The organism is Aminobacter niigataensis (assembly GCF_946995915.1).
Lineage (GTDB): Bacteria > Pseudomonadota > Alphaproteobacteria > Rhizobiales > Rhizobiaceae > Aminobacter > Aminobacter niigataensis.
In genome coordinates this window covers 2,012,122-2,032,708 of the sequence record NZ_OX341517.1, presented here as the reverse complement: position 1 = coordinate 2,032,708, position 20,587 = coordinate 2,012,122, and the positions used below count along the sequence as shown (strand labels likewise).

Here is a 20,587-nt window from a genome sequence, read left to right as displayed (position 1 = left end):
GGCTCAGTCCTTCAGGATCTGGGCCGCATCGTCGCCGATGACGATGCCGACGCGCTGGCCGCGCTCGAAGCTCGTTCCAGCCCCCCGCGCGTTCTGCTGGCGGACCGTGAACGTCTCGCCGTCGTCCAGCCTGATGTGAACATGCGTATCGGTGCCGAAGTAGACGACGTTTTCGACCACGCCCGAAATGTCGCCACCGTCTTTGACGGCCTTGGCATGTTCGGGCCGGATCACCACCGTGGCTTCGCCGTCCGGCTTGAAGCCGTCGGGCAGCGTCGCCGAGATCGTCGCGCCCGACTTCAGCGTCACCTTGGCTCTCCCCTCCTCGATGCTGTCGATCCGCGCATCGAGGAAGTTGGTCTCGCCGATGAAGTCGGCAACGAAGCGTTCGGCCGGCCGGTCGTAGATGTCGCGCGGGCTGCCGACCTGCAGGATCTTGCCCGACGACATTACCGCGATGCGGTCCGACATCGTCAGCGCCTCCTCCTGGTCATGCGTGACGAAGATGAAGGTGATGCCGGTCTCGTGCTGCAGGCGCTTGAGTTCGATCTGCATTTCCTTGCGCAGCTTGTAGTCGAGCGCCGACAGCGGCTCGTCGAGCAGCAGCACCTTGGGCTGCGGCGCCAGCGCACGGGCGAGCGCCACGCGCTGCTGCTGGCCGCCCGAGATCTGGCTGGTGCGGCGCTTGGCGAGCTTTTCCATGCGCACCAGCTTCAGCATCTCGGCGACACGCGCGTCGATCTCGGCGCGCGGCTTGCCCAGCATCTCCAGGCCGAAGCCGATATTCTGCGCCACCGTCATGTGCGGGAACAGCGCGTAGGACTGGAACACCGTGTTGACCGGCCGCTTGAACGGCGGCAGCGGCGCGATGTCCTCGCCGTAAAGCATGATCTCGCCATCCGACGGAAAGTCGAAGCCGGCGATCAACCTCAGAAGCGTGGTCTTGCCGCAGCCGGATGGCCCGAGCAGCGTGAAGAACTCGTTTTCCCTGATCGACACCGAGACGGTGTCCAGCGCCGCGACCTGCGCCTCTCCCGTTCCAAAGACCTTGCGAACCCCGCGAACTTCAATCGCATTCTTACCCGGTGTAGCCGGCACGCAAATCGCCCCATTGTTTCCGTCCACCTTCACAGTGGAACTTTTTTCCCCGTTCGATTGTCACCACACGCCGCTAGGCTTGGCAACAACGGCTCGCAGTCCACACACGCCACGCCATCGCCGGCCCCATCAGGCCTGGTAGGTCACCCTGCCGCCACAGACCGTCGTCACCGGCCGCACCTCATGCAGCACGGCAGCATCGATCGCCTCGATATCGGCGGACAGCACGACCAGATCGCCGAAGAAACCCGGCTTCAACCGGCCCTTCCTGTCTTCCATGAACTCGGCATAGGCACCCTCGACGGTGTAGCCGGCCAATGCCTGGTGCAGCGAAACGCTCTGGTCTGGCATGTCTTCTGCCCAAGGCTTGCGCAGCATCGCCGCCTGCATGCCGGCGATCGGGTCGATCGGTGCCACCGGCCAATCGGAAGCGAACACCACATGTGCTCCTGCCTCGATCAGCGTCCGTGTCGGATAGGCATAGGGCCAGCGTGCGCGCCCGACGCGCGAGATCGTAGGCTCCAGCGGAAAGGTCATCGCGCCGGGCGGGTGCGGCGGCTGCATCGAGGCGATCGCGCCGAGGTCGACGAAGCGCTGGATGTCGGCCGCCGTCGTCAGTTCGACATGCTCCACCCGGTGGCGGCTGTCGCGCTTGCCGTTGGCCTTTTGCGCCGCCTCGTAGCCGTCGAGCACGGCACGCGTCGCCCCGTCGCCGATCGAATGCACTGCGATCTGAAGGCCGCGCCTGTCGATCTCGACGGCGATGCGCTTGAACTCTTCCGGCGAAAACAGCGGCTCGCCGACCCAGTCCGGCCGGTCGGCATATGGCTCGATCATCACGGCTGTCCAGGAATCGAGCACGCCGTCGTAGAACAGCTTGACCATGCCGGACGACAGCCACTCGCTGTCATAGCGGTTGGCCATGTCGGTCGCCTTGTCCAGCATGTCGAGGGTCATGAAGTTCTTGTAGTGGAACGGCACCTTGACCCGGCAGATCAGGTCGCCCTCGGCCTCTACCTCCGACAGAAGCTCCAGTTGGTAGTAGTTGCCATCCATGTTCTGGATCGAGGTGATGCCGTGCCGGGCGCACCAGTCGAGGCCGCGGCGCATGATGGCGCGGTCGCCGGCGCGTTCTTCGGCATTGGGCATCGGGTCGGGCTCGCCGCCGGTCGACAGGCCGAGCCGAACGCGCCCCTCGCCGGCGAGCTTCAGCACCGGGTTGAACGCCTCGTTTTCGCGCAGCTCGCCCTCGGCCAGGCCGTCGGCGCCCATGACGATCTCGTTGCCGGGCGTCAGTTCGCGCCCGTGCAGCACGTCGGCCATCTCGAGCGCACGTGTGTTGGCCCAATAGGTATGATGGTCGGGCGCCGCCATCAGGAACGCCCGGTCGGGCAGGATGGCGTCGAGGTGATGCCGCGTCACGCGCTCGCTGCCGAGGATGGTGTAGTCGGCGCCTTGCCCCACCAGCATCCGCGCATCGGGCCGCGACCTGGCGTAGGCCTGCACCGCAACGCGAAGCGCCTCGAAGCCATGCACGCCGGAAAGCTGCAGATGGGCGAGTTCGGCAGCACCCGAAAACAGGTGCATGTGCGCTTCTATGAAGCCCGGCACCACCGACCCGCCGCGCGCGTCGATGACCTTTGTGTCGGGCCCGCGCAGTGCTTCGATTGTCGTCTTGTCGCCGACAGCGGCGATCAGGCCATCCTTGATGGCCACCGCTTCCGCAGCGGGCTGGGCCGGGTCCATGGTCAGCACGCGGCCGTTGATGACGATCAGGTCGGCATTGCGAACCGTTTGGACAGACATCGCGACTCCGCGCACTTGACTGACTGAGGCCGTTCACCCTCGCATCGGCTGCCCCCAATTCCCAAGGGGATGGCGCAACCAGACTGGAAGGCTGAAGCCGATCCGCTGACCCCAGGAATTCCTCGCGTTTCCCTGAAGACAGCAACGCGAAAAAATGCGACTAATTATTCGCGTTTGTCAATATGCGGGATTTTTCGGATGCGTTGTGGAGGACGCCCCCGTGTATGATGCGCGCGCCTAGGGAGCGAGAAGATCATTCCGTGAATCGCAGTCTCAACTGGAAAACCAGGACAGCGCTGACACCGCGCAAGCAGCCGCGACAGGAACGCTCGAGCAAGGTGGTCGACCGGATTCTCGATGCCGCTCTGATTCTGACCAGGGAACAGGGGACCAAGACCCCGACGACGCTCGCCATTGCGCAGCGCGCCGGCTTGTCCGTCGGTTCGGTCTATCAGTACTTCCCCAACAAGGAAGCCATTCTTCTGGATCTCGCCCGGCGCTGGCTCGCAGCCTTTCCCGAGGTGATCGCCAGGCGCATCAACGCTCCTCGCCCCAACAGCCACGAGACGTTTCAACAGGAAGTCGACAAGCTCTTCATCGACACCTCCAGACTCTATCTCGACAATGCCAACCTGATGCCGGTCATCGAGGCCATTACCGGCAACCCCGACCTGAGGCCCATCCAGAACGAATACGACGACCAGATCATCGCCCTCTATGCGGCCTGGCTGCAGCATGTGAACCCCGCACTTGAGGACCAGGTCGCCAGTCGGCTGGGCGTGGTGATGATGGAAGTCGGTCACGTCTGCCGGCTCGTCGGGCTCAAGCGGGACCGCAAGGCGTTCGATCTCATCCAGGACGACGTCAAGACCATGTGGCTCGCACTGGTCATCCCCTATCTCGACCTCGACCAGAACAAGGAAGGATTTTCATGAAGACAGTCTTTTCGCCGCTCCACGCCGGCCACGGCGGCCAGATGGAGCTTGTCGCCGGTGCCATCGTGCCCGGCTTCGAGAAGCCCTCGCGGGCCGAGATCATCAGAAAGCGGGTCGAAAGCGAGAAGCTCGGCCCGATCCTGGCGCCCGGAATACATGACCTCACTGCTGCAAAGCGCGTGCACGCCGCCGACTACATCGACTTCCTGCCGACCGTCTGGCCGCAGTGGGAAGCCGCCGGCAAGTCGGGTTCGGCGATCCCCTTTGCCTGGCCGACGCGCGGCCTGCGCGGCGATGTGCCCCCGCGCAACATCGAGGCGCTGCTCGGCTTTTATTCCTTCGACGGCGGCGCGAGCTTCGTGAAGGGTACCTGGGACGCCATCAAGTCGTCTTGTGACGTCGCGCTGACCGCAGCCCAGCTGGTCAAGGCTGGCGAACGCGCTGCCTTCGCGCTCTGCCGCCCGCCCGGCCACCATGCCGGTGCTGCCTTCATGGGTGGCTATTGCTACATCAACAACGCCGCCGTCGCCGCGCAGTGGTTCCGTGATCAGGGCGCGAAACGCGTCACCGTGCTCGACGTCGACTATCACCACGGCAACGGCACGCAGGAGATCTTCTATTCGCGTCCCGACATCCAGGTCATCAACCTGCATGGCGACCCGATGACCGAGTACCCGTTCTTCCTCGGCCACGCCGACGAGCGTGGCACAGGCGCAGGCGAAGGCTTCAACCTCAACTACCCCCTGCCTTTCGGCACGTCTTGGGCGAAGTGGAACGAAGCACTCGAAGATGCCTGCCAGAAGCTTGCCGCCTATGCGCCGGACGTCGTTGTCGTCTCGCTCGGCGTCGACACCTTCGAGAAGGATCCGATCAGCCAGTTCAAGCTGACCAGCGCCGACTATCCAAAGATCGGCGCTCGCATCGCCAGGCTCGGCCTGCCCAGCCTGTTCGTCATGGAAGGCGGCTACGCCGTCGACGAGATCGGCATCAATGCCGTCGGCGTGCTCACCGGGTTCGAGGGCGACTGACCGTTCAGGCCGTCGCGCCCGCCTGTGGCGGCGCGGCGGCCACCTTACGGCGTCCGAGCCGCGTCAGCAGCAGGGCGACCGCCAATCCAGCCACGGCGATGCCGATTGCCAGCAGCGGCCTGTACCAGAACCACGCCACCGCGATCGTCGCCGTTCCCACCAGCAGCGCCAGCACGAACGCGATCAGCCCCGTGCCCATGCGCACGATCGAGCCGACGAACGGGATCACGTCGGCCAGCACGCCAAGCGGCGCCAGCAACAGCCCGAAGCCGAGCGCCAGGAGCAGCAGGCAGCCTGCGCGCACCAGCCAGGTGACGATCGTGTTGACGCTCACCGCCTCGGCAAACATCTTCTCCGCCGGCACCCTGCCGGTGTCGACCATCAGCAGTTCGTCGCCGGCCACCGTCTGGTAGGGCGAAAACCGGTCGCCGGTCTGGCGCCCGATGACGCTGATCTCGCCCAGCGGAACCAGCTGGTAGCCGATGCGGTAGTCGCCGATGGCAGGCGAGGTCGGATTGGCGCCGATGAAGATGCGTCCATCGACAATGCTGACGCGCTCCGTGCCGGAATAGGCTGCGGTGATGTCGGCAAGCTGGCTTGGTGTGATCGTCAGCGGATCGGTGTCGCCGATGCGGTCGAGCATCGGCTCGTCGAGTGTGAACGCGCCGAGCTTGCCTTCATGGATCTGGAAAGACCGCGAGCCGAGCTCCATCGACGGGTTCTGGTGGTTGGCCGGCTGCTTGAACTCCGCCGAGGCGATCGGCCGGTCCTGCCACTCCTTGGCATAGCTGTAGGTGGTGACCGTCTCTTCGCCGCCGCCAAGCTTCGTGTTCGTCTCCGACTTGGAGTTCTCGACCCACTGGAACATCTCGACATTGCGCACCAGGCGCACGCCTTTGGCCTCGATCGCAAAATCCGGATCGCCGACCCCCTCCGAAGAGGTCAGCGGGCCCGTGGTGTGCACCAGCTCGCCTTCATTGACCGCATCGACCTTGTCGACGGGCACCGACACCACGGCACCCGCACCCTCGGCGAGCGAGCGCGCCGTGGTCACCGCCCGGCCCTCGTTCCAGAACAGCACGGCCACCATCGCGACGGCCAGGATCAGGCCGACCAGCACGCCGCCAACCGCGCGCTTGATCCGCCCGAACCAGGACACGCTGGTCACTTCACGAAATTGGTCGCTCATTGCATTCCCCTGCCGCAGTGGACGCAGCGTTAAGCCGAATGCCCCGACCGATCAATGGCGATTTTCGACCGCGCTTCCCCAGCGTTTGACGGGCCTTCGGTACCGCCCTGAGTCTGCCGGAGGACTCTGAATTAACTTTTTGTCAATTCTGTTTGCGGAGCAATTCGCGAGGGGTTAGATTGAACCCGAATCAGCCGGTCCTCGGGGGGCGCGGCGAACCACCAACTCTCTGAAATGCCGGGAACTTTCCCGGTGGAGAGCGCGTCAGGCTTCGCGCGACCAGCACGGATTCGGCCGATGGGTACCTCAGGTGTCCGCGTCGCGTTTTTTCGCCCAAGTGAAGTGTTTTTCGACCCGGTTCAGGCACCAGCCTTTTCCGGCCTCAAATGGATTCTGGCCAAGTACCGCATGACCGCCCTCGCAGCCCGCAACGAACAGACGACCGTCGCAGCAAGGCTCGCATCGCGCAGCGATCTCACCGCCTTTTTCATGAACATGACCGACGAGATCGGTGCCGACGGCTACATGCTCGTCGCGATTCCCCAGGACCAGGACCGCGACAATCTCCAGATCATCGCCTCGAACTGGATCTACGACGCCATCCAGATCGCCGGCCACGCCCTTATCGCCGGGCTTGCCCAGAGCCCCTTCGCCAGCGCCCCGGGCGTCCGCCCGCAGAGCCTGATTGCCGCGCAGGCTCCCGCCGTCCTGGGCGGAGAGGAAGCCCGCCTGCTCGACGTCCTCGGCCATGCCGAGATTTTCGCCCTCAGGCTGCATGTCGGCCGCCAGCGCCTGTTCGTGCTGTTCTCCGCCGCCGAGGCCGGCCGCATCGATCCCGCCGCGATGCCGCGCACCCAGCTCGAATGCTGCTATGCGCTGTCCCAGGCACCGGCCATCCTGGCCGCAGCGACGATGCGGGACCCACTCTCCGACCGCGAGCGCGAGTGCCTGTTCTGGGTGTCCGAGGGCAAGACCACCGACGAAGTCGCGCTGATCCTTGGCGTCTCATCGAACACGGTCAACAGCTACATCACGCATGCGATCCAGAAACTGTCGGCCTCAAATCGCGCCATGGCGATTGCGACCGCGATCAGGAGCGGCATCATTTGAGCTACGCCCAGTCAAGGCAGCCTGGCCGCGCACTCGACCTCAGGCAGGACGTTTCGGCCGCTGGTCGTCCACCCAGCCAGCATGCCGTCACCCTTGCCGACGCTGCCAAGCGTTGCCGATGGATAGCGATCGATCTCGGCGCGCGCGACTTCGCGCTCTGCCTTGCCGGCTCGTCCGCCGACAGCAGCCGGCTGACGCCTGTCTTCGATTCCGACTATCCCAGCACCATGTCCGCGGCCCGACTGCTCGGCGGCGGCATAGGCGAACATCTGATGCGCCACATCAGGCAGTCGACGGCGCCCTGCTGGTGGGCCGACGATGCCGACGCTGAAAAGCCGTTTTCGCAGCTCGCCTGGACGAGCCGGATCGAGCCCCTGGCGCAGAGCGGCCGCGGCATCGCCTTCCCCGTCTATACCGACGCCGGCCAGGCGGGACTGCTGATCTTCGCCGGTCCCGATCTGGCACCCAGCCCGCATTCGCTGCACGACCTCCACGGCCGCTGCTTTGCGCTGTTCGGCGCGGTTGCCAGCCTCGCCCCCGGCCGCTCGTCCGACATGCCGGCAATGTCGCGCCGCGAGATCGAATGCCTGAAGCTCACCTCGCGCGGCTACACCAGCGAAGAGATAGCCAAGCTGCTCAAGCTGTCGGTCCACACCGCCAACCAATACCTCACCCAGACGACGCAGAAGCTCAATGCGGTCAACCGCATGCATGCGGTCGCCAAGGCCCTGCGCATGGGATTGATCGACTAGGCAGCACTGGGGCCAAACCGGCCAGGCAGCACCTGAATCCTAGGCCGCCTCGGCCCGCGGTTCCGTACCCCGGATCATCGCGTGCTGGATGGCGGCGGCGAGATATTCGGTATTCTTCTCGGGCTCCAGGTCGGGCTTTTCGAACGACACGTAGTGCACCTCGACGGAGGCGTTGTTGGCCGTCATCGATAGCTGGAAATAGACCACCGCCCCTTCCGGCCTAAGTTCGAGATCGAGCACGATGCGCGGCGCGCCGGTCCAGCTGACATGCGCCTCGCCGCCAAGTCCGAGCCGCAATGCGCCCGGCATGAAATAAAGCTCCGCCGCGGAGTCGACGAGATCGGCCACGTTGCCGAAATGCTCCATCCGGATGAAGGCGATGTAGTCGGCAATGTCGATGAGGCGCAATTCGCGCACCACCGGCTGGATAGCTGTTGCGACAAGGACTTCTCGGGACAAAGCATGCGTCTGGTTTTTCATGGCTGATTGCGCTGGGCCCTGTTTCCGTAAACGATCCGCACCAACTCGGCGACGGCCTGGTAGAACTGAGGTGGAATGACACTATCCACCGAAACTTGCTTGTACATGGAGCGTGCGAGCGCCACGTCCTCGAACACCGGGACGCCGTTCTGCTCGGCAATCTCGCGGATCTTCAGCGCCACCAGGTCCTGCCCCTTGGCGAGCACGACCGGGGCCGCATTCTCGTCGCGGACATAGCGCAGCGCGATGGCGAAGTGGGTCGGGTTGGCGATGACCAGCGTCGCCTTCGGCACCGCCGTCATCATCCGCTGGCGGGCACGGTCGCGGGCGATCGAGCGCAGCCGCGACTTGACGATAGGATCGCCTTCCGACTGCTTCAGCTCGTCCTTGACCTCCTGCTTGGTCATGCGCTGTTCCTGGAACCAGTGGAAACGCGACCAGACGAAGTCGGCAACGGCGATCGCGCCCATGACGAAGACGATCGCCACCAGGATATCGACGGCGATGTTGCGGATGACGCTGCCATAGGCAACCGGATTGGTGATCATGCCGGTCAGCAGCACGCGCAGGTCGTCCGAAAGCACGAAGATCAGCACGATGATCGCGAAACCGAGCTTGCCCAGCGATTTCAGGAATTCGACGAATCCCTGCACGCCGAACATGCGCTTCCAGCCCTGGGTCAGCGAGATCCGCGAGGCCTGCGGCCGGACGCGTTCGCCAATGAATTGCGGGACGTTCTGCACCAGCGACGCCCCGACGCCGGCCACCACCAGCATCAGGAACAGGCTGGCGATTGCCCGGCCGACCTCGACTGCCACCGCCTGGTAGAGCTCGACGACATCGCGTTCGGTGCCGAGCGGCCAGGCTTCCGGCTTTTCCAGGAAGTTCGACAGGAAGACGCCGAGTTCGGCCACCGAATTGCTGGCGAAGAACACGGTGTAGACGAGGATCGCCAGGAACGACGTGAAGATCGCCACTTCCTTGGAGGCGGGCAGTTTGCCCTTCTCCATCGTGTCGCGGATTTTCTTCTCTGTCGGTTCTTCTGTTTTGGAGTCTTTGTCCTCGCCGTCCGCCATCGCTCAGGAACCCTGGCGCGAATTCAGGCGGCGTTCTGCGCCGACGGCAATTCGAGGAGACCCTCGTTCGCCATGCGCAAAGCGGTGGAGGCAATGGTCTTGCGGGCGCGCAGGATCTCCGCCGGCTGCACGCCTTCCGAGCCCTGGCTGAGTTCGGATTCGATCATGCGCCGCGTGCGCGCGCCGATCGACGAAAGCACTGCTTCGGCAAGCGGCAGCGCCGTGCCGCGCAGGGCAAGGGTAATCAGTTCGCTCGACAGGCCGTCGAACAGCGCCACGCGCGCCTTCTGCGACATGACAGGAACATCGTCGAACGAGAACAGCCGGGCGCGGATGGCATCGAGATCGGCCATGCCGACCTCGCGCAGGTCGTTCATCACTTCCTCGAGCTGCGACTTGTCGAGTTCGTTGAGCACGCTGGCGACGCGCGTCTGGCCGGCCGAGGTATCCTTCTGGGCGCTTTCGGTCAGCACGCGGTTGCGAATCTGGTCCTCCACCAGCTTGGTCGCGGCCGGGGGCACGCTCGCCAGTTCCATCATCCGCTTGATGATTTCGCTGCGCAGGGGCTTGTCCAGCGTCAGCACCACGCTTGCGGCATAGGTCGGGACAAGGTTGGAGAGGATCATCGCCGCCGTCTGCGGATGTTCGTTGGAAAGGAAGGTGCCGATCTGCGCCGGCTCCAGCTTTTCGAGCTGCGGCCAGACCGGCGGCGTCGTGTCCTTCTTTGCGGCGGGCTCGTCCTTGCCCATCAGCGCGCTCATTTCTTCGGGCGACAGCGACTCGTTGAGGATCGTGTCCATCTTGTCGGCGGAATCGAGCAGGCCCGCACCCTCGGTGAACTCGGCCTCGAACTCGGCGACGATCCGTTCGAGGTCGGCCTGCGGAATGGTGCGCAGCAGCCGTGCGCCTTCGATCAGCGCCTTGAGCTCGTCCTGCTTGAAGAACTTGAGCAGCCGGCTCGCCGACGGCTTGCCCATCGCCACCAGAATGGCTGCCGCCTTCTGCGGCCGCGTCAGCGTCGCCAGCAATGTCATGCGGAGGCCTTTCTCGAAGCAGTGGAAAGCACGGCCGGGCTCCTCAGGCGCTCTTGGTTGCCGCGACGATCTCGGTCAGCCGGATGCCGAAGCGCGACGGGTCGCTTTCGAGCACGGTGATCTCGCCGCGCGCGATGCGGCGGCCGTTGACCACCACGTCGACCGGTTCGCCGATGCGGCGGTCGAGCGCCACGGTCGAACCCTTCTGTAGAGTCATCAGGTCGGACACCGGCATCTCCGTGCTGCCGAGCACGATCTGCACCTCGACCGGAATGTCGAAGATGACGCTGTTGCCGGCGGCGGCGGGAGCGGCGCCTGGGCGCTTCTCTTCCTCGCTCAGCACGCCGCGCAGTTCTTCGATGGCGCGGTTGAGCTGGTCGTCCTCGGCTTCGATTTCGGGCTTTTCGACCTCGGGCTTGGGCTGCGCCTTGCTCATCGGTGTTCTCCAATCTGTCGTTCACGGTGCCGGGCGCTGCTTGGCAGCGCATCGCCTCAACCCGCGACGATCCCTTCAATTGTTTCTTCGGTGGCATCGAACGGACGCCTGATGCGGACGGTGTAGTTCTGGCCGAGCTTGCCGAATTCGCACGCAAACAGTGACTTGCCGCGCGCCGAGATCACGGCATTGGATTGGGTGTTTTCGGCGAGTTCGATGACCTGCCCCAACTCGAGCACGGAGAGATCGCCAAGGGTCATGCGTCCGAGCGGCATCGACGCCTCGAGCCGGACGGTCGAGCGCATCAGCTCGTCGGAGAAGCGCGAGCTCCATTCCGTGGCCGGCGCGGACTCCGCCTCGCTCTTGTCGCGGCGATCCTCGACCAGTACGCGTTGCGGCAGCGTCAGGGTCAGCGTCCCGCGAGACACCGCCGTCGAGACCGACAGCACGACGCGCGCCGAAGGCCCGTCGCGGAACACGTGCTTCTTCATCACCGTGCTGGTAATCGCTTCCGGCACCGGCAGCTTGACACCAAGGCCGCCATTGGCGCCCTGCGCATTCATCGCCCGTGCCACGTCCTGGATGAGCAGCGAAACGACACCGAGTTCGATCGACGACAGCTCGCGCTCGATGGCTGCGACTTCGCGGTCCGGATCGCCGCCGAACATGACATTGACGAGGATCGCGATCGCCTGCGGGTCGAACGTCATCACCAGCCCGTCCGGCGACGTTCGGGTCGCCGCCACGCACATGGCCTGGTTGTTCTTGCCGGCCTTGGCATCGGCCATGCGGCCGAGCTTGACCTCGGCGACTTCGACGAAGATCGGCGACGGCAGCACCTCGTTGACGGCGGCGGCAATCGCAGTCGCCGAACGTTCCGCCAGGCGGCGGGCGGCGGCATGCACCTTGGCTGGCTCGCCGGTGTCGCCCAGCAGGCGCTCGATGACGAGGTCGCGCGGTTCCGCCGGGCTTGCGGTGGTATTCATGACTGGCGATGCCCTTTGTCAGCGTCCCGCATTGGCTCAGGCCGCCTTCTTTTCGAGATTGCCCGTGTTCAGCGTGCTCTGCTCCACCGCGTCGATCGACGGGCGGTCGTAGGACGAGATCGTCTTGCGGCCGAACTCGATCGCCACCTGCGGCAGCGAGCCGTTCATGTAGGCCAGCAGCGTCTGCTTCACGACGATGTAGAGGCGGTTCTTTTTCTCGCGCACCGTCTTGATCTTGGTGGCGATCGGCGCGACCACGGCATAAGACAGGAAGATGCCGAGGAAGGTGCCGACGAGTGCGGCACCGATCAGGCCGCCGAGGATCTCGGGAGACTGGTCGAGGGCGCCCATCGCCTTCACGACGCCGAGCACCGCAGCAACGATACCCAGCGCCGGCAGGCCGTCACCGACAGCGATCAGCGCGTGATAAGACTTGAGCTTATCGGCGCGGATGGTCTGGATTTCCTCGTCCATCAGCGCTTCGATCTCATGCGAGCGCGCATTGCCGATGATGATGATGCGGCAGTAGTCGCAGATGAAATGCGTCAGGTCGTAATTCTTCAGCACCGAAGGAAATGCCTGGAAGATCGCCGACTCGTCGGGGTTGTCGATATGCGCTTCAACCTCGGAACGCGTCTTGGTGCGCAGCTCGCGCATCAGCGAGTGCAGCACGCCGAGCGTCTCGAGATAGTCCTGTTCTTTTGGCACCTGCTGCTTGAGCGCCTCGACCATCGCCTTGCCGGTGTCCTTAACCGTGGCCATCGGGTTGGCGACGAGGAACGTTCCGAGCGCGGCACCGCCGATGATGACGAGTTCCCACGGCTGCATCAGGACGTTGAGGTGTCCGCCCATCGCCATGAAGCCGCCAAGCACGCAGCCCAGCGTCACGACGAGTCCGATCAGAATACCCACAAGCCGGTCCTTCCGCATTCAAAGCACTATGCATGCACAGATAGCGGCTGTGCCTTGTGTGAGGCTTGAAGGGACGACGCGAAAACGATTCAGCCTCGCGCAAGCATTTGAGCGTAGCCTTCCCAGTCTATCCTGCGGCGGAAGGGCGTGTCGTGCTCAATACCTATACAAGCTACCAGCTGATCGCGAGAGACATCGGCAAGGCGCTCGAACGCGTGGAAAAGCAGCCCATCATCGAGCGCGAGACCGAATATTACCTCAAGAACATCACCAAGGTGAAAACCATTGATGAGTTCGTCAAGAACGACCGGCTGTTCAAATATGCCATGAAGGCCCACGGCCTGCAGGACATGGCCTATGCCAAGGCGTTCATGGTCAAGGCGCTGAAGGAAGGCGTCGCCGACAAGGACAGCTTCGCCAACAAGCTGACCGACAAGCGCTACGCCGAATTCGTCAAGAGCTTCAACTTCGCCGAGCTCGGCGAACGCGCCACGGTCTTCAACAAGGCCCAGCAGGGCGCCGTCGACAAATACCTGCTGCGGGTCGGGATGGACGGCGGCGATCCCAAGTCGGAAGCCGTCCAGAAGGAAGTGAAGTACTACCTCGACAACATCGTCAAGGTGACGTCGGCCAAGGATCTGATGGCCGACACCAGGCTCTACGCCTTCGCGATGAGATCCTTCGGCATCGAAGCCTCCATCCCCAACAAGGAGATGATGGAGAAGGTCCTGGCCGGCGGTGTTCGCGACCCCAAAAGCTACGCCAACGAGATGGCGGACAAGCGCTACGCCGCCTTCGCCACCGCCTTCAACTTCGAGGCCCATGGCGCCGATGCCACAACCATCAATCCTTCCCAGCAACCGGCAACCGACAAGTTCCTGCGCCAGACCCTGGAAGAGGACGCGGGCAGGGACAACGAAGGCGTCCGGTTGGCGCTCTATTTCGAACGCAAGGCATCCTCCATCGGCAGCTTCTACGACGTGCTCGCCGACCCCGCTCTGGCCAAGGTCGTGCGCACCGCGCTCGGCTTGCCAGAAGCCTTTGCTTCGGCCGACATCGACCGCCAGGTCAAGCTGTTCGAAGAGAAGCTGAAGATCACGGACTTCTCCAATCCCAAGAAGCTCGGCGAATTCCTCAAGCGCTTCACCAGCCTTTGGGAGATCAACAACCCGTCGTCGCCGGTGCAGGCGTCAGTCGGCATCCTGTTCGGCATGCCGCCGGCTTACGGCGTGTCGACCGACCTGATGTTCGCCATGCAGAAACTGAGGTTCTGAGGTCACCATGCAGAACAGTCTATACGTCGCCCTTTCCGCCCAGGTCGCGCAGGAAAAGCGCCTCAACACCATCGCCGACAACGTCGCCAATGCCTCGACCGTCGGCTTCCGCGCTACGGGGGTGAAGTTCGAGGATGTCGTCTCCGGCCTTGGCTCGAAATCGGTTTCCTTCGCTTCGGCCGGCGACACCTACCTTTCAACCCAGCATGGCGGCATGCGCGAAACCGGCAACCCGTTCGATTTTGCCATTCGCGGCGACGCCTGGTTCGGCATCGATACGCCGGCCGGCACCGTCATGACCCGTGACGGCCGCTTCACCATGACCCAGGACGGCCAGCTGGTCTCCGTCGAGGGCTACCCGGTGCTCGATGCCGGCGGCGCGCCGATGCAGCTCGACCCGCGTGCCGGACCGCCTACGGCCGGCGCCGACGGCTCGCTGCGCCAAGACGGTCGCCTGATCGGCGCCATCGGCCTCTACGAATTCAACCCCGGCGCCAATTTCGTCCGTTACGGCAATTCCGGGGTCGTACCGCCGACGACGCCGGAGCCGGTGGTCGACCGCATGGAAGCCGGCATGGTCCAGGGTTTCGTCGAGGAGTCCAACGTCAATCCGATCAAGGAGATGACCAAGCTCATCATGGTGCAGCGCGCCTTCGAGAACACCGCGGCCCTGATACGCCAGACCGACGCCTCGTTCTCCGACGCCATCAAGACGCTCGGCTCGAAGTAAGTGAGCACCTCCCTGACCGCCATACGCACCGAGCCCCAGCTCGTGCACGACAACCGGCTGGAGGCGCTGGAGCGCATCATGCACCGCTTCGCCGACGACCGTCTGCTGGTCAGGCGTGGTGGCAGGGTGACCGAAATAGCGCCGACCCACTACAAGGTCGGCGGCCTGTCATCCAGCGCGCGCCTCGGCGACATCGTCGAGCATCGTGGCCAGGGCCGCAACCGCCGCGGCGAGATCGTCCAGATTGGTCGCGACGAGGTGCTGGTCGCCCCCTATGAGAGCAGCGGCGAGGTCGGCGTCGGCGACGCCATCTTCACCCGGGGCCCTATCGCCATCACCCCGCACCCGAGTTGGCGCGGCCGCGCCATCGACGCGCTCGGCCGACCCATCGACAGCGGCGCGCCGCTGGTCCGCAATGCCAGGCAGGACGCGGCCGAAGCCGTGCCGCCGGCAGCGCTCGCCCGCCAGCGTGTCGAAACCGGCTTCATGACCGGCGTCCGCGTCATCGACATCTTCACCCCGCTCTGCTTGGGCCAGCGCATGGGCATCTTCGCCGGCTCCGGCGTCGGCAAGTCGACGCTGCTTGCCATGCTCGCCGGCGCCGACGCCTTCGACACGGTCGTCGTCGCCCTGATCGGCGAGCGCGGACGTGAAGTGCGCGAATTCCTCGAAGACACCATCGGCGTGGCCTCCATGGCCAAGACCGTCGCTGTCGTTGCCACCAGCGACGAGAGCGCCATGATGCGCCGCCGCGCGCCCGATACCGCGATGCGCGTCGCCGAGCATTTCCGCGACCGCGGCGACCGCGTGCTGCTGGTGCTGGATTCGATCACCCGCTTCGCCCACGCCCTGCGCGAGGTGGCGATCGGCGCGGGCGAGCCGCCGGTAGCGCGCGGCTATCCGGCCTCGGTCTTTACCGACCTGCCCAAGCTGCTCGAGCGCGCCGGTCCCGGCATGGAGGGCAAGGGCTCCATCACGGCGATCATCTCCGTCCTCGTCGACGGCGACGACCACAACGATCCGGTCGCCGATTCCGTCCGCGGCATCCTTGACGGCCACATCGTGCTCGACCGCTCGATCGCCGAACAGGGCCGCTATCCCCCGGTCAATCCGCTGTCGTCCATCTCGCGCCTTGCCGGCAAGGCCTGGACGCCGGAGCAGCGCCAGCTCGTCGGCAAGCTCAAGGCGATGATCTCGCGTTTCGAGGATACGCGCGACATCCGCCTGCTTGGTGCCTACCAGGCCGGCGCCGACCCCGAACTCGACCTGGCCGTGCGCCAGGTACCGGTGATCTACGAAGCGCTGGCACAATCGCCCGCCGACGGGCCGTCGCCTGACCCGTTCTCCGACCTCGCAAGCTATTTGAGAGCCAAGGAAAGACCCCATGTTCAGGCGGAATGACCCAGCGCGCGAGCTTCTGGACATCATCGAGGCGAAGGACAAGCCGCGTTCGCTGTTCCAGCGCCTGCGCCCGGCGGCCCCGATCAGGCCCATGACGCCGAAACGCAAGAAGCGCGACCGCAGCAGCGACTTCGTCGTTGCCTGCCTCGGCATCACGCTCGGCCTCACCTGCGCGCTGTTTCCCTGGTACATCTTCTTCAACCAGGAGAAGTTCGGCATCCGCGCCATGAAATTTTCAGGCGGCGGCCAGAACGAGCAGCCGATCCCGCTCGCCATGGGTCAGCAGCCCGAGCGCGTCGGCGCGCCGATGTCGGTCGAGGACATTCCGGCGATGAAGCTCGACCTCTTCGCCACCGGTTCGTTGCGCCGTGGCAAGGATGACGAGGTCGGCGTTCCCGGCGCTGCCGAACAGCCGTTTCCAGGCCCCAAGATCGACTTCACCCTTGTCCACGTCGCCAACGGCCGCGCCATGATCCAGGACAATGCCGGCCTCTGGGTCGTCCAGGCCGGCTCGGTCCTGCCGGATTCGAGCAAGGTCGCCTCGATCGAGCAGCGCAATGGCAAGTGGGTGCTGGTCACCTCGCGCGACGAGGTTCTCCAGGTCTCGCGCTGAGGCCCGATGCGCCGGCCCCCCGCGCAAGGCCCGCGCAAGACTGACCCAATAGTGTCCGGAAATCTGCTCGGAGATTTCCATGGAACCCGTCAATCTGTTCGATCTGGCCGCCCAGCAGGCACGCTGGCTCTCGGTGCGCCAGAACGCCATCGCCGGCAACGTCGCCAACGCCAACACGCCGGGCTATCGGACCAACGAGATCGAACCGTTCGAGCGCGTGCTTGACCGTTCCCGGGTCGCCATGACGTCGACCCAGGCGGGCCATCTCACCGGCGGCGCCACCGAAGCGGGCTTTGCCGTGAAGCCGGAAGAGCCCAGGCACGCGGTGCTTCCCTCCGACAACACGGTGGCGATGGAAGACGAACTGATGAAGGCCGGCGAAGTCCGCCGCTCCTTCGAGCTCAACACGGCCATCGTCAAGGCGTTCCACCGCATGATCATGCTGAGCAGCAAGGGCTGATTGAATGGATCCGCTCGTCGCCGCCCTCAAGGTCGCCGGCTCCGGTCTCGGAGCCCAGTCCGAACGTCTCCGCATCGTCTCGGAAAACCTCGCCAACGCGCAATCGACCGGCAACACGCCCGGCGCCGAGCCCTATCGCCGCAAGACCGTCAGCTTCGCCGCCGAGCTCGACCGCGCGACCGGCGCCTCGACCGTCGAGATCGCAGCGATCGGCCACGACCAGTCCGCCTTCCCGCTGGAGTTCCAGCCGGGCAACGAAGCCGCCGATGCCAATGGCTACGTCAAGATGCCGAACGTCAATGTCATCATCGAGATGGCCGACATGACCGAGGCCAACCGTTCCTATGAAGCCAACCTGCAAGTCATCAAGCAGGCGCGCGATCTTATTTCCATGACCATTGATCTTATGAGGAGCCAGTCATGATCGGTGCCATCAGCCCGCTCGGCCAACAGATCCTGACCAAGCCGACGAGCGTCGTTCCCGACGCTGGCTCGACCGCGGCCGCAGGTGTCGCCTCGTCCTTCGCCGCGGCTCTTTCGGACGCCGCCGCCCAGACCCAGGCCACGCTGCGCCAGGCCGAGCAGTTGTCCATCGCCGGCCTCCAGGGCAAGGCCGACACCCGCGAGGTGGTCGACGCGGTGATGAGCGCCGAGCAGGCGCTTCAAGCAGCCATCGCCATCCGCGACAAGATCGTCACGGCCTATCTCGAAGTCAGCCGCATGGGCATCTGAGGAACATCCCGATGAAAGCACTGGCCATCGCTGCAACGGGCATGAATGCCCAGCAGACCAATCTCGAGGTGATCGCGAACAACATCGCGAACATCAACACGACCGGCTACAAGCGCGCCCGCGCCGAATTCTCCGACCTGCTCTACCAGGTCGACCGCATGCAGGGCGTGCCCAGCCGCGCCAACTCGTCGGTCGTGCCCGAAGGCGTCAGCATCGGCCTCGGCGTCAAGACCGCTGCCGTCCGCAACGTCCACATCCAGGGCGGCCTGACCAATACCGGCAACCAGTTCGACCTGGCGCTCACCGGCCGCGGCTGGTTCCAGATCGAGGGTGCCGACGGCCAGACGCTCTACACCCGCGCCGGCTCCTTCAACACCAATGCCACCGGCCAGCTCGTCACCGTCGACGGCTATGTCGTCAGCGGCGGCATCGCCATCCCGCCCGATGCGCTCGAAGTCATCGTCAACGACGCCGGCCAGGTCTTCTCCCGCCTCTCCAACCAGACGGCGCTGCAGCTCGAGGGTCAGTTGGATCTGGCCAACTTCGCCAACGAGGCAGGGCTCGCGCCGCTGGGCGACAATTTGTTCTCCGAGACTGAAGCTTCTGGTGCCGCCGTCACCGGCCTGCCGGGTAGCCCCGGCTTCGCCACCATCAAGCAGGGTTATCTCGAAAACTCCAACGTCGATCCGGTCAAGGAAATCACCGAGCTGATCTCTGCGCAGCGCGCCTATGAGATGAACTCCAAGATCATCCAGGCGGCAGATGAAATGGCTGCCGTCGTCTCCAAGAATATCCGGTGATTGTCATGCGGCGACGGAACGCCCTCCCACGGCTACGCGCGGCAGTGCTCGCCTTCGCCATGCTTGGCGGCACGGCACTGGCTGCCGAGCAGGAGGTCGTGCTCGTTCCCAACCGCGTCATCTATCCCGGCGAGACGATCATGCTGTCCGCGCTCAAGGAAATCACCCTCAGGCCGGGCAAGGTGCGGCCCGACGCGGTTGCCACCCTCCCCGACGAGCTCGACGGCAGGGTCGCCAAGCGCACGCTGCTGCCCGGTCGCTACGTTCCGGTGGCAGCGCTCCGCGAGGCCTGGCTGGTCGACCGCGGCTCTTCCGTCCAGGTCGTCTTCGCCGCTGCCGGGCTGATGATCTCCGCCGCTGCCGTCACGCTCGAGCCGGGTGCCGCCGGCGACGTCGTCAAGGTCCGCAACCTCGACAGCGGCAAGATCTTCACTGGTGTCGTCATGGCCGACGGCTCGATCCGCGTGGGTGCGTCATGATCCGCAGACTGGTGCTCGCGGCAATTGCTGTTCTTGGTCTGCAGGTGGCCCATGCCGACGGCCCCGACGGCGTCCCCGCATCGCAGCTCAAGGCACGCGGTGCCACGGCCGCGGGAGGTGGTGCGGTCGCCGAGCTCGGCGAGAACTTCGCCATGACCGGCGACGGCGGACGGATGACCACGCTCAACAGCGGCACCGGAGCCAACCTCGTCAATGTCCGCATCAAGGATGTCGCCTCGCTTCAGGAAGCCCGCGACAACCAGCTCGTCGGCTACGGTCTTGTCATCGGCTTGAACAGCTCGGGTGACAGCCTGCGCAATTCGCCGTTCACCGAGCAGTCGATCCGCGCCATGCTGGAAAACCTGGGCATCGCCTCCGAGGATGGCCGCGCCCGCGTTCGCAACGTCGCCGCCGTCATCGTCACCGCCAACCTGCCCGCCTTCGTCCAGGCCGGCGCGCGCATCGACGTCAACGTCTCGTCCCTCGGCGATGCCTCCTCGCTCGCCGGCGGCACGCTGGTCATGACCCCGCTCAAGGCTGCCGACGGCGAGATCTATGCCGTGGCGCAAGGCTCCATGCTCGTTGGCGGTTTCACTGCCCAGGGTGCGGCCGAGCAGGTCACCCAGGGCATTCCCACCGCTGGCCGGGTACCCAACGGCGCCATCGTCGAGCGCGAGGTCAAGGCTCGCTTCGGCGACGAGAACATGCTGACGCTGCAGCTCTTCAATCCGGACTTCTCGACCTCGGTGCGCATCGCCGACGCCATCAACGACTACGCCCGCCATCGCTTCGGCAAGCGTGTCGCCGGCGAGCAGGATTCGCGCACCGTCACCATCCGCAAGCCGGAGGGCATTTCGACGGCGCGCTTTTATGCCGAGTTGGAAAACCTGCTGGTCATGTCCGACACGCCTGCCCGCGTCGTCGTCGATGAGCGTACCGGCACCATCGTCATCGGCAACGAGGTCAAGATCGCGCGCGTCGCCATCAGCCACGGCACGCTGACCGTCCGCATCACCGAGCAGCCGCGCGTCGTCCAGCCCGAGCCGTTCTCGCGCGGCGAGACCGCCGTCGAGGATTTCACCGTCATCGACGCCGAGCGTCCCGGCTCCAAGCTGGCGATGCTCGAAGGCCCCGACCTGCAGACGTTGGTCGCCGGCCTCAACCGCCTCGGCGTCAAGCCGGACGGCATCATCGCAATCCTCCAGGGCATCAAGTCGGCCGGCGCGCTCCAGGCCGACCTGGTGGTGCAGTAAGCC

General features: G+C 65.0%; 23 protein-coding genes. 14 read left to right on the top strand and 9 right to left on the bottom strand.

The window, feature by feature from the left end; all coding sequences use genetic code 11:
• Positions 1 to 3: 3 nt before the first annotated feature.
• Entirely contained in the window at positions 4 to 1,098 is a 1,095-nt protein-coding gene (locus O1Y97_RS09815) for an ABC transporter ATP-binding protein (RefSeq protein WP_183264283.1), read from the bottom strand.
• A gap of 129 nt (positions 1,099 to 1,227) precedes the next feature.
• A complete protein-coding gene (locus O1Y97_RS09810; protein WP_318763869.1) occupies positions 1,228 to 2,904 on the bottom strand; it encodes an amidohydrolase in 1,677 nt (558 codons plus the stop codon).
• A gap of 260 nt (positions 2,905 to 3,164) precedes the next feature.
• Between O1Y97_RS09810 and O1Y97_RS09805 the strand changes: the two genes are divergently transcribed.
• Both O1Y97_RS09805 and O1Y97_RS09800 read left to right on the top strand, forming a co-directional pair.
• On the top strand, positions 3,165 to 3,839 hold the full coding sequence (locus tag O1Y97_RS09805) for a TetR/AcrR family transcriptional regulator (protein ID WP_183264281.1): 675 nt from the start codon (positions 3,165 to 3,167) through the stop codon (positions 3,837 to 3,839).
• On the top strand, positions 3,836 to 4,867 hold the full coding sequence (locus tag O1Y97_RS09800; protein ID WP_318763868.1) for a histone deacetylase family protein: 1,032 nt from the start codon (positions 3,836 to 3,838) through the stop codon (positions 4,865 to 4,867). The genes O1Y97_RS09805 and O1Y97_RS09800 overlap by 4 nt, the downstream gene beginning before the upstream one ends.
• Before the next feature lie 4 nt (positions 4,868 to 4,871).
• On the opposite strand, the gene O1Y97_RS09795 is transcribed toward O1Y97_RS09800, so the two are convergent.
• Positions 4,872 to 6,056 carry a TMEM43 family protein gene (locus O1Y97_RS09795; RefSeq protein WP_318763867.1) on the bottom strand — a complete coding sequence of 395 codons (1,185 nt, stop codon included), beginning with the start codon at positions 6,054 to 6,056 and terminating at the stop codon, positions 4,872 to 4,874.
• Between the two features lie 408 nt (positions 6,057 to 6,464).
• Between O1Y97_RS09795 and O1Y97_RS09790 the strand changes: the two genes are divergently transcribed.
• Both O1Y97_RS09790 and O1Y97_RS09785 read left to right on the top strand, forming a co-directional pair.
• The gene (locus tag O1Y97_RS09790) at positions 6,465 to 7,166 is read left to right on the top strand and encodes a helix-turn-helix transcriptional regulator (protein ID WP_108609766.1); all 702 of its coding nucleotides are present in this window, start codon (positions 6,465 to 6,467) and stop codon (positions 7,164 to 7,166) included.
• The gene (locus O1Y97_RS09785) at positions 7,163 to 7,918 is read left to right on the top strand and encodes a helix-turn-helix transcriptional regulator (RefSeq protein WP_318763866.1); all 756 of its coding nucleotides are present in this window, start codon (positions 7,163 to 7,165) and stop codon (positions 7,916 to 7,918) included. Before O1Y97_RS09790 ends, O1Y97_RS09785 begins: the two co-directional genes overlap by 4 nt.
• Positions 7,919 to 7,957: 39 nt before the next feature.
• Here O1Y97_RS09785 and O1Y97_RS09780 read toward each other — a convergent pair whose 3' ends face one another.
• The 6 genes from O1Y97_RS09780 to motA are packed head-to-tail and all read right to left on the bottom strand — an operon-like array spanning position 7,958 to position 12,842.
• Positions 7,958 to 8,398, bottom strand: a complete 441-nt coding sequence (locus O1Y97_RS09780; RefSeq protein ID WP_108607156.1) for a hypothetical protein — start codon at positions 8,396 to 8,398, stop codon at positions 7,958 to 7,960.
• Positions 8,395 to 9,474, bottom strand: a complete 1,080-nt coding sequence (gene flhB, locus O1Y97_RS09775; protein ID WP_108607155.1) for a flagellar biosynthesis protein FlhB — start codon at positions 9,472 to 9,474, stop codon at positions 8,395 to 8,397. Before flhB ends, O1Y97_RS09780 begins: the two co-directional genes overlap by 4 nt.
• 23 nt (positions 9,475 to 9,497) lie before the next feature.
• A complete protein-coding gene (locus O1Y97_RS09770) occupies positions 9,498 to 10,508 on the bottom strand; it encodes a flagellar motor switch protein FliG (protein ID WP_108607154.1) in 1,011 nt (336 codons plus the stop codon).
• A 43-nt stretch (positions 10,509 to 10,551) separates the two neighbouring features.
• On the bottom strand, positions 10,552 to 10,944 hold the full coding sequence (gene fliN / locus O1Y97_RS09765) for a flagellar motor switch protein FliN (protein ID WP_318763865.1): 393 nt from the start codon (positions 10,942 to 10,944) through the stop codon (positions 10,552 to 10,554).
• Between the two features lie 56 nt (positions 10,945 to 11,000).
• Complete coding sequence (locus O1Y97_RS09760) at positions 11,001 to 11,930, bottom strand: FliM/FliN family flagellar motor switch protein (protein ID WP_108607152.1); 930 nt, start codon at positions 11,928 to 11,930, stop codon at positions 11,001 to 11,003.
• Positions 11,931 to 11,966: 36 nt separating this feature from the next.
• Positions 11,967 to 12,842 (bottom strand): flagellar motor stator protein MotA, encoded by an 876-nt coding sequence (gene motA / locus O1Y97_RS09755; protein ID WP_108609765.1) that lies wholly within the window; start codon positions 12,840 to 12,842, stop codon positions 11,967 to 11,969.
• Between the two features lie 152 nt (positions 12,843 to 12,994).
• On the opposite strand from motA, the gene O1Y97_RS09750 reads away from it, so the two are divergent.
• From O1Y97_RS09750 to O1Y97_RS09705, 10 genes are all read left to right on the top strand, one after another.
• Entirely contained in the window at positions 12,995 to 14,116 is a 1,122-nt protein-coding gene (locus tag O1Y97_RS09750; RefSeq protein ID WP_108609764.1) for a DUF1217 domain-containing protein, read from the top strand.
• A 7-nt stretch (positions 14,117 to 14,123) separates the two neighbouring features.
• The gene (gene flgF / locus O1Y97_RS09745; RefSeq protein ID WP_108607151.1) at positions 14,124 to 14,846 is read left to right on the top strand and encodes a flagellar basal-body rod protein FlgF; all 723 of its coding nucleotides are present in this window, start codon (positions 14,124 to 14,126) and stop codon (positions 14,844 to 14,846) included.
• 78 nt (positions 14,847 to 14,924) lie between these two features.
• Positions 14,925 to 16,247 (top strand): flagellar protein export ATPase FliI, encoded by a 1,323-nt coding sequence (gene fliI, locus O1Y97_RS09740; RefSeq protein ID WP_245439821.1) that lies wholly within the window; start codon positions 14,925 to 14,927, stop codon positions 16,245 to 16,247.
• The gene (locus O1Y97_RS09735) at positions 16,231 to 16,860 is read left to right on the top strand and encodes a hypothetical protein (RefSeq protein ID WP_108607149.1); all 630 of its coding nucleotides are present in this window, start codon (positions 16,231 to 16,233) and stop codon (positions 16,858 to 16,860) included. The genes fliI and O1Y97_RS09735 overlap by 17 nt, the downstream gene beginning before the upstream one ends.
• 79 nt (positions 16,861 to 16,939) lie before the next feature.
• Positions 16,940 to 17,320 carry a flagellar basal body rod protein FlgB gene (gene flgB / locus O1Y97_RS09730; protein WP_108607148.1) on the top strand — a complete coding sequence of 127 codons (381 nt, stop codon included), beginning with the start codon at positions 16,940 to 16,942 and terminating at the stop codon, positions 17,318 to 17,320.
• A gap of 4 nt (positions 17,321 to 17,324) precedes the next feature.
• Positions 17,325 to 17,744, top strand: a complete 420-nt coding sequence (gene flgC, locus O1Y97_RS09725; protein WP_055980239.1) for a flagellar basal body rod protein FlgC — start codon at positions 17,325 to 17,327, stop codon at positions 17,742 to 17,744.
• Positions 17,741 to 18,052 carry a flagellar hook-basal body complex protein FliE gene (locus O1Y97_RS09720; RefSeq protein ID WP_108607147.1) on the top strand — a complete coding sequence of 104 codons (312 nt, stop codon included), beginning with the start codon at positions 17,741 to 17,743 and terminating at the stop codon, positions 18,050 to 18,052. Before flgC ends, O1Y97_RS09720 begins: the two co-directional genes overlap by 4 nt.
• Before the next feature lie 11 nt (positions 18,053 to 18,063).
• Positions 18,064 to 18,852: a flagellar basal-body rod protein FlgG gene (gene flgG, locus O1Y97_RS09715; protein WP_108607146.1), complete on the top strand. Its 789-nt coding sequence runs from the start codon at positions 18,064 to 18,066 to the stop codon at positions 18,850 to 18,852.
• 59 nt (positions 18,853 to 18,911) lie between these two features.
• Positions 18,912 to 19,331, top strand: a complete 420-nt coding sequence (gene flgA, locus O1Y97_RS09710; RefSeq protein WP_318764185.1) for a flagellar basal body P-ring formation chaperone FlgA — start codon at positions 18,912 to 18,914, stop codon at positions 19,329 to 19,331.
• Positions 19,332 to 19,504: 173 nt separating this feature from the next.
• Positions 19,505 to 20,584, top strand: coding sequence for a flagellar basal body P-ring protein FlgI (locus O1Y97_RS09705; RefSeq protein WP_404801276.1), 1,080 nt, complete (start codon positions 19,505 to 19,507; stop codon positions 20,582 to 20,584).
• Positions 20,585 to 20,587 lie beyond the last annotated feature (3 nt).

What these genes read in the sequence shown, in the direction of transcription:
- O1Y97_RS09810 (WP_318763869.1), bottom strand. Translation starts at nt 2,904, where the DNA reads ATGTCTGTCCAAACGGTTCGCAATGCCGACCTGATCGTCATCAACGGC.
- O1Y97_RS09800 (WP_318763868.1), top strand. Translation starts at nt 3,836, where the DNA reads ATGAAGACAGTCTTTTCGCCGCTCCACGCCGGCCACGGCGGCCAGATG.
- O1Y97_RS09795 (WP_318763867.1), bottom strand. Translation starts at nt 6,056, where the DNA reads ATGAGCGACCAATTTCGTGAAGTGACCAGCGTGTCCTGGTTCGGGCGG.
- O1Y97_RS09790 (WP_108609766.1), top strand. Translation starts at nt 6,465, where the DNA reads ATGACCGCCCTCGCAGCCCGCAACGAACAGACGACCGTCGCAGCAAGG.
- O1Y97_RS09780 (WP_108607156.1), bottom strand. Translation starts at nt 8,398, where the DNA reads ATGAAAAACCAGACGCATGCTTTGTCCCGAGAAGTCCTTGTCGCAACA.
- flhB (WP_108607155.1), bottom strand. Translation starts at nt 9,474, where the DNA reads ATGGCGGACGGCGAGGACAAAGACTCCAAAACAGAAGAACCGACAGAG.
- O1Y97_RS09770 (WP_108607154.1), bottom strand. Translation starts at nt 10,508, where the DNA reads ATGACATTGCTGGCGACGCTGACGCGGCCGCAGAAGGCGGCAGCCATT.
- fliN (WP_318763865.1), bottom strand. Translation starts at nt 10,944, where the DNA reads ATGAGCAAGGCGCAGCCCAAGCCCGAGGTCGAAAAGCCCGAAATCGAA.
- O1Y97_RS09760 (WP_108607152.1), bottom strand. Translation starts at nt 11,930, where the DNA reads ATGAATACCACCGCAAGCCCGGCGGAACCGCGCGACCTCGTCATCGAG.
- flgF (WP_108607151.1), top strand. Translation starts at nt 14,124, where the DNA reads ATGCAGAACAGTCTATACGTCGCCCTTTCCGCCCAGGTCGCGCAGGAA.
- fliI (WP_245439821.1), top strand. Translation starts at nt 14,925, where the DNA reads ATGCACCGCTTCGCCGACGACCGTCTGCTGGTCAGGCGTGGTGGCAGG.
- O1Y97_RS09735 (WP_108607149.1), top strand. Translation starts at nt 16,231, where the DNA reads ATGTTCAGGCGGAATGACCCAGCGCGCGAGCTTCTGGACATCATCGAG.
- flgB (WP_108607148.1), top strand. Translation starts at nt 16,940, where the DNA reads ATGGAACCCGTCAATCTGTTCGATCTGGCCGCCCAGCAGGCACGCTGG.
- flgC (WP_055980239.1), top strand. Translation starts at nt 17,325, where the DNA reads ATGGATCCGCTCGTCGCCGCCCTCAAGGTCGCCGGCTCCGGTCTCGGA.
- O1Y97_RS09720 (WP_108607147.1), top strand. Translation starts at nt 17,741, where the DNA reads ATGATCGGTGCCATCAGCCCGCTCGGCCAACAGATCCTGACCAAGCCG.
- flgG (WP_108607146.1), top strand. Translation starts at nt 18,064, where the DNA reads ATGAAAGCACTGGCCATCGCTGCAACGGGCATGAATGCCCAGCAGACC.
- flgA (WP_318764185.1), top strand. Translation starts at nt 18,912, where the DNA reads ATGCTTGGCGGCACGGCACTGGCTGCCGAGCAGGAGGTCGTGCTCGTT.
- O1Y97_RS09705 (WP_404801276.1), top strand. Translation starts at nt 19,505, where the DNA reads ATGACCACGCTCAACAGCGGCACCGGAGCCAACCTCGTCAATGTCCGC.